The sequence below is a fragment of the uncultured Aureimonas sp. genome (assembly GCF_913775355.1).
In the GTDB taxonomy this organism is placed as follows: Bacteria; Pseudomonadota; Alphaproteobacteria; order Rhizobiales; family Rhizobiaceae; genus Aureimonas.
Genome location: NZ_CAJYIU010000137.1, coordinates 1 through 6399 on the forward strand (window position 1 = coordinate 1; position 6399 = coordinate 6399).

The 6399-nt window shown below is 73.7% G+C and carries 7 protein-coding genes; 3 read left to right on the top strand and 4 right to left on the bottom strand.

Annotated elements, in window-relative coordinates:
* Positions 1–131 precede the first annotated feature (131 nt).
* The 4 genes from QZ753_RS09275 to tsaD all read right to left on the bottom strand — a co-directional run bounded on the left by QZ753_RS09275 (position 132) and on the right by tsaD (position 2998).
* Positions 132–569, bottom strand: a complete 438-nt coding sequence (locus QZ753_RS09275) for an EVE domain-containing protein (RefSeq protein WP_294643048.1) — start codon at positions 567–569, stop codon at positions 132–134.
* Positions 569–859, bottom strand: coding sequence for a YciI-like protein (locus tag QZ753_RS09280; protein ID WP_294643049.1), 291 nt, complete (start codon positions 857–859; stop codon positions 569–571). The genes QZ753_RS09275 and QZ753_RS09280 overlap by 1 nt, the downstream gene beginning before the upstream one ends.
* 64 nt (positions 860–923) lie before the next feature.
* On the bottom strand, positions 924–1892 hold the full coding sequence (locus QZ753_RS09285; RefSeq protein ID WP_294643051.1) for an NAD(P)H-dependent glycerol-3-phosphate dehydrogenase: 969 nt from the start codon (positions 1890–1892) through the stop codon (positions 924–926).
* A complete protein-coding gene (tsaD, locus tag QZ753_RS09290) occupies positions 1889–2998 on the bottom strand; it encodes a tRNA (adenosine(37)-N6)-threonylcarbamoyltransferase complex transferase subunit TsaD (protein ID WP_294643053.1) in 1110 nt (369 codons plus the stop codon). The genes QZ753_RS09285 and tsaD overlap by 4 nt, the downstream gene beginning before the upstream one ends.
* Positions 2999–3148: 150 nt before the next feature.
* Here tsaD and hemC point away from each other — a divergent pair, with 150 nt between their 5' ends.
* The 3 genes from hemC to QZ753_RS09305 form a co-directional block, all read left to right on the top strand.
* Positions 3149–4081 (top strand): hydroxymethylbilane synthase, encoded by a 933-nt coding sequence (hemC, locus tag QZ753_RS09295; protein ID WP_294643056.1) that lies wholly within the window; start codon positions 3149–3151, stop codon positions 4079–4081.
* A gap of 6 nt (positions 4082–4087) precedes the next feature.
* Positions 4088–4768, top strand: coding sequence for a uroporphyrinogen-III synthase (locus QZ753_RS09300; protein WP_294643057.1), 681 nt, complete (start codon positions 4088–4090; stop codon positions 4766–4768).
* 196 nt (positions 4769–4964) lie between these two features.
* Positions 4965–6399: hypothetical protein (locus QZ753_RS09305; RefSeq protein WP_294643058.1), on the top strand; the 1435-nt coding region annotated here is incomplete at its 3' end.

Below are 6399 nucleotides of genomic sequence, written 5' to 3' on the forward strand. Positions count from 1 at the left end.
ATCGGCTCGTCGCCGGTGGTCCAGTCGTCCGGGTCCTTCACCGTGTTGGAATTGGCGGCGTCCGCCTTGGGATTGGCTTCGGTCATCAAACGCTCCGCGTGTCTACTGTTCGCGAAACGTTCCGGCCGTCGTCAGGTTCCCGTCGCGGTCTTCCAGTCGAGCCCGCCCATCTCGCAGATCGTGCGGAACTCGTACTCCGTCACCGGCTGCACCGACAGGCGCGAATTGGTGACGAGGACCATGTCCTTGAGGCGCGGCTCGGTCTTGGCGGCATCGAGCGTCACCGGGTTCGGCATGTCGGCGACGGCGCGGACGTCGACGCATTCCCAGCGCGGATCGTCCGCCGTCGAGTCCGGATGGGCGAGGGCCGAGACTTCCACCACGCCGACGACGGCCTTGCCCTCGTTGGAGTGGTAGAAGAAGCCGCGCTCGCCGAGCTGCATGGTGCGCATGAAGTTGCGCGCCTGGTAGTTGCGAACGCCGGTCCATTCGGTGCCCGCCGCGCCGCAGTCCTTCTGCTGCTGGAAGGACCACTTGAACGGTTCGGACTTGAACAGCCAGAAGGCCATCAGGCGGTCTCGGGGTTGTTGACCGACCAGTTCCAGCGCCGCACCGTGACCGACGAGAAGAGGCCCGCCTTGGCGAACGGGTCCTGTTCGCCGAGCGCCCGCGCGGCCGCGGCACTATCCGCCTCGACCACGATCAGGCTGCCGGTCGGCTTGCCGTCCTCGTCGAGGAAGGGGCCGGCGAACTTCAGCGTGGGGCCGAGCGACTTCAGATGAGCGAGATGCTCCGGGCGGTTGTCCGCCCGCAGGGTTCCGGCATCCGTGCGGTCTTCGCAGAGAAGGGCATACAGCATCGTCAGTCCCCGATCGGTTGGCTGATCGCCCCGTAGCAAATCGGGCCGGGCGATCAAGCGGTTTTCAGAACTCGCGCTTCAGCGGTCGCGCCAGAAGCGCGGCGACGGCGTCGGCCACCGGCAGCGTCCCGTCGAGAATGCCGGCGACGGCCTGGATGATCGGCGCCTCGATGCCGCGCTCGGTGGCGAGCCGCGCCGCGACACCGGCCGAGAAGACGCCCTCGGCAAGCTTCAGGGTCGAGAGATCCTCGCCGCGCCCGAGCGCCAGCCCGTAGGCGAAGTTGCGCGACTGCGTGCCCGAGCAGGTGAGCACGAGGTCGCCGAGGCCAGAGAGGCCCATGAGCGTGCGGGGATCGGCGCCGAGCGCCTCCCCGAGCCGCGTCAGTTCCACGAAGCCGCGCGTGACGAGCGCGGCCTGCGCCGAGGCGCCGAGCCCAAGGCCGGCACTGGCGCCGGCCGCGATGGCGAGCACGTTCTTCAGGGCGCCGCCCGCCTCGACGCCGAGAACGTCGGTGCCGGCATAGATGCGGAAGGCGGGGCCCGAGAGGCGGTGCGCCAGCGCGTCGGCAAGCGCCGCGTCGCGCGCGGCGAGCGTCACCGCCGTCGGCAGGCCCGCCGCGACGTCGCTCGCAAAGCTCGGGCCGGACAGGACCGCGACCGGATGACCGGGCAGTTCGGCCTCGACCACAGCCGAGGCGAAGAGCCCCGTGTCGCGCTCGATGCCCTTGGAGCAGAGGACGAGCGCGGCGCCGGCCGAAAGATGGGGCGCCAGCGTCCGGCACACGGCGCGCAGCGTCTGCGCCGGCGTCACCAGGAGGACGATCCCGGCGCCGCCGATCACCGCCGGCTCCAGCACCGCCGCGATGCCGGGGGGGAGCGCGAGGCCGGGGAGATAGGCCGGATTCTCCCGCCGCTCGTTGATGGCCTCGGCCACCGCCGCGTCGCGCAGGAGAAGGTGCACCGGCCCCTCGCGCGCGGCCGTGGCCGCGAGCGCCGTTCCCCAGGCGCCGCCGCCCACCACCGCGACGCTCATGCCTTGGCTCCGCGCTTGCCGAAGCCGATCAGCGGCGCGGCGGTCTCGTCGAGCGGCCAGCGCGGGCGTACCGGGGCGCTCGAGGCGTCGCGCTCGCCCGCCTCGAGACGCTCGAGCCCGGCATAGGCGATCATCGCCGCGTTGTCGGTGCACAGCGCATGGGGCGGCGAGACGAGGCGCACGCCGGTGCGCTCCGACAATGTGGCGAGCGCCCGGCGGATCTCGCCGTTGGCCGCGACGCCGCCCGCCACCGCGAGCGCTGGGTCCGGCATATCGGGGAAGCGGTCGCGGAAGCGCGCCAGCGCCAGCGCCAGCCGGTCCGCGACGCTCTCGCTCGCCGCGCGCTGGAAGGCGGCGCAGAGGTCGGCGACGTCCTGCGGCTCCAGCGGCGCGTTGGCCTCGGCCGTCTGCCGCACGGCGGTCTTCAGCCCTGAGAACGAGAAGTCGAGCCGCTTCTCGCCGCGCAGCGGGCGGGGTAGGGGAAAGCGGTGCGGATCGCCGCTGATCGCCATCCGCTCGACGCTCGGGCCGCCGGGATGGGGCAGTTCGAGGAGCTTGGCGGTCTTGTCGAAGGCCTCGCCGAGCGCGTCGTCGATGGTGGTGCCCCAGCGCTCGTAGGATCCGAGGCCCTCGACCAGCAGGATCTGGGTATGACCGCCCGACACGAGAAGCAGGAGATAGGGGTAGGCGAGGCCGTCGGTGAGGCGCGGCGTCAGCGCGTGGCCTTCCAGGTGGTTGACCGCGATGAAGGGCAGGCCGAGCGGCAGCGCGATGGCTTTCGCCGCCGTCGCGCCGACGATCAGCCCGCCGACGAGGCCGGGCCCGACGGTGGCGGCCACCGCGCCGAGATCGCGGAGCTTGACGCCCGCCTCGTCGAGCGCCGCCCGGACGATCCCGCCGATCGCCTCGGCATGGGCACGCGCGGCGATCTCGGGCACCACGCCCCCGAAGGCGGCGTGCTCGTCGATCTGGCTGAGAACGACGTTGGAGAGGATCTTCGCCCGGCCGTCGGCGTCGCGTCCGACCACGGCGGCCGCGGTCTCGTCGCAGCTCGTCTCGATGCCGAGGACGAGCGGGCCGGCGGGGAAGGGGGCTGTTGGCGTCATGGAGGAGCACATAGCCGCGCGATCAGGTTTTCGCCACCGTCGGCGCGCGCCGGGGCTTATGTGTGGAACCTGCCCGCCGGCCTGTTGTAGGGAGGGGCCGCACTGGCGGCGCGTTCCGCCGCCTGTGCCGCGATCGAAAGGCTGAGCCCCATGACATCCCGACCCTTCCGCATCGGCACGCGCGGCAGCCGCCTCGCGCTCGCCCAGGCGCACGAGGTCCGCACCCGCCTGATGGCCGCGCACGGCCTGCCGGAGGAGGCGTTCGAGGTCATGGTGATCTCGACCGCCGGCGACCGGATTCAGGACCGCGCCCTGTCCGAGGTCGGCGGCAAGGGCCTCTTCACCAAGGAGATCGAGGAGGCGCTCCTCGGCAACCAGATCGACGTCGCCGTCCATTCCTCCAAGGACATGGCGACCGCCGTGCCGGGCGGCCTCAGCCTCTCCGCCTTCCTGCCGCGCGAGGACGTGCGCGACGTCTTCATCGGCCGCCGCGTGCGGGCGATCGCCGATCTGCCGCACGGCGCGCGCGTCGGCTCCGCCTCGCTGCGGCGGCAGGCGCTCCTGCGCCGGCTACGGCCCGATCTCGACCTCGTGATCTTTCGCGGCAACGTCCAGACACGCCTCCAGAAGCTGGAGCGGGGCGAGGTCGAGGGCACGCTTCTGGCGCTCGCCGGCCTCAACCGGCTCGACGCCGCCGAGGTGGCCGGCGAGATCCTCGACGTCGCGGCCTTTCCGCCGGCGCCGGGGCAGGGCGCGATCTGCGTCGAGCAGCGCGCGGCCGACGAGCGGACGGCCGAGATGGTGGCGCCGCTCGATCACCCCGAGACGCACCGCGCCCTTCTAGCCGAACGCGCCTTCCTCGCCGTCCTCGACGGCTCCTGCCGCACGCCGATCGCCGCCTATGCCGAGCCGCGCGGCGACGCCTTCCGGTTCCACGGCATGATCCTGACGCCGGACGGCGCGCGTATGCACGAGACGGAGATCCACGTGTCCCAGGCCGACGCGGTGGACGCGGCGAGCGATGCGGCCCGCGCGCTCGTCGCCGAGGCGGGGCCGGACTTCTTCGTCGGCTGGGCCGGCTGAGGCGCCGTGGCGCGGGTCCTCGTCCTGCGCGAGCCCGAGGACGGGGCGCGCACCGCCGCGATCCTGCGCGCCCGCGGCCACGAGCCGCTGCTGCTGCCCCTTCAGGTGGTGCGCCCGCTTGTGCCCCCGCTCGGGCCCGAGCCGGTGGGCGGGTTCGTCGCGACCAGCGCCCATGCCGCGCCCTGGCTCGCCGCCCATGCGACGGGCGCACCGGTGCTGGCGGTCGGTGCCCGCACGGCCGAGGCGCTGCGCGCGCGAGGGATTTCCGGCGTGATCGAAGGGCCGGGCCAGGCCGAGGATCTCGTGCCGCTGGCCGAGGCGCTGCGGAGCCGGGCGCCGCTGGTCTATGCCGCCGGGCGCGTGCGCCTGCCCGATCTCGAGCGGGGGCTCGCCGCGCGCGGCGTCGCCGTCCGCACGCTCGAGGTCTACGACATGGCGGACCGCCGGCCGACGGACGAGGAGATCGACCGGGTCCTTGCGGGCGGCGTGCCGGACGCCGTCCTCCTCCTGTCGCGCCGGCAGGCCGACCTCTTCGAGGCGCTGTCCTCGAGTCGCCCCGCGCTCCGAAACCTTGGCCTTCGCGCGCTCTGTCTTTCGCCGGCGGTGGCCGCGCGCCTCGATCCCTCGCGCCGCGCCGAATGGGGCGCAAGGCCGACGCTCGACAGCCTTCTCGCACGGCTGTCGTGAGCCGGCGGCGGGGCGCTTCTTCACCGTCCCGGTTCACGAACGCGCTTGAGGGCCACAAACTCCGTTGCAGCTTGGCGCGGACACGCTAAATCAGCATCGGCTCGTCCCGGCGAAAACCGGGCGGGCGGATCGGCCATGCGCCGGAACCCAAAGGATGCGGCTTCGTTCGGAGCCGACGCGACTCGAGGAGACCCGGATGGCCAATCGCCCGCGCCGCCCCACGACCGGCGGCAGACCGGAAACCATCATCGACGGCAAGGCCGAGCGGATCGGGGCGACCGGCGGGCCGGAGGATCTGGCGCGGTCCGCCGACGGCGAGCGGTCGGCCGTCGAGCCGGGCTTTGCCGCGGATACGGTGGCCGGCGCCGACGAGGCGGTGGTGAGCGGCGGCGCGGCGACCGACCGCGCCCCGGCCCCGGCCGATGCGGTGGTCGAGACGGGGGATGCGGGCGAGGCCGCGCGCGTCCACGATGCGGTGGTGAGCCCCGCGCCCGACGGCGTCGACCGCGTCGATCCGGCGACGGGCGAGGCGCTGCCGGCCGGCGACGACCGGCCCGCGTCGGAGCAGGCCGTGGAATCGCCGGCGGTCGAATTCGCGCGCGAGGAGGGCTTCGTGCCCGAGGATGCGGTGGCCGCCGAGCCGGCGCGCCGTCACCTCGGCGAGTTCGAGGACGACGAGACCGTGCACCCGCAGGCCGAGGCCGCGCGCACGCAGACCTCGGTTCCCGACAACAGCCCCTATCTCGCGGGCCATTCCAGCGAGCCGCGCGGCGGCGCAGGCTTCGGCTCGCTCGTCGGCGCGGGCGCGCTCGGCGCCGTGATCGCCCTTCTTCTCGGCGGCACCGCCCTCTATGGCGGCCTCATCCCGCCACCCGGCCAGCAGCAGCCGGTGCAGACCCAGCAATTTGCCCAGGCCGGCGACGTCCAGCAGCTTCGCAGCGACCTCGACCAGGTGCGCGGCACGGTGGAGCAGGTCCAGTCGGCGCAGGCCGCGGGCGGCGCCGGGTCGGGCACGGTCTCGACCGCCGAGTTCACGCAGCTGACCGACCGCGTCACCGCCAACGAGCGCGCCATCCAGAGCGGCGGCACCTCGCCCGGCGACGCGGCCGCGGCGGCGGCCACCGCCAACGAGGCGGCGACCGCCGCGCGCGACACCGCCGCGCGGGCCGAGACCGCTGCCAATGCCGCGCGCGACACCGCGAACGCCGCGCAGGGCGCCGCCGACGAGGCGCGCCAGGGCGTCTCCGCTGCGCAGCAGGCCGCCCAGAACGCGCAGAGCGCGGCCACCGAGGCGCGCTCTGCGATCGACGGTTTCGGCCAGCGCCTCGCCGCGATCGAGGAGGCCAACAAGCGTGCCGCCGTCGCCCTGTCGGCCGCCGGGCTGAAGTCGGCGATCGATCGCGGCACGCCGTTCATGTCGGAACTGGAGAGCTTCGCGACCGCCTCCGGCGACGCCGAGGCCGTCGCCCCTCTTCGCGATTTCGCGGCCAAGGGCGTGCCCACCGCCTCGACGCTGAACGCGCGCTGGCAGGAGGCTGAATCGGCGATCCTTTCCGCCGTGCGCCCGGAGGTCTCCACCGAGGACGTTGGCACGCAGGTCCTGTCGGGCCTGCGCTCGCTGGTCCAGGTCC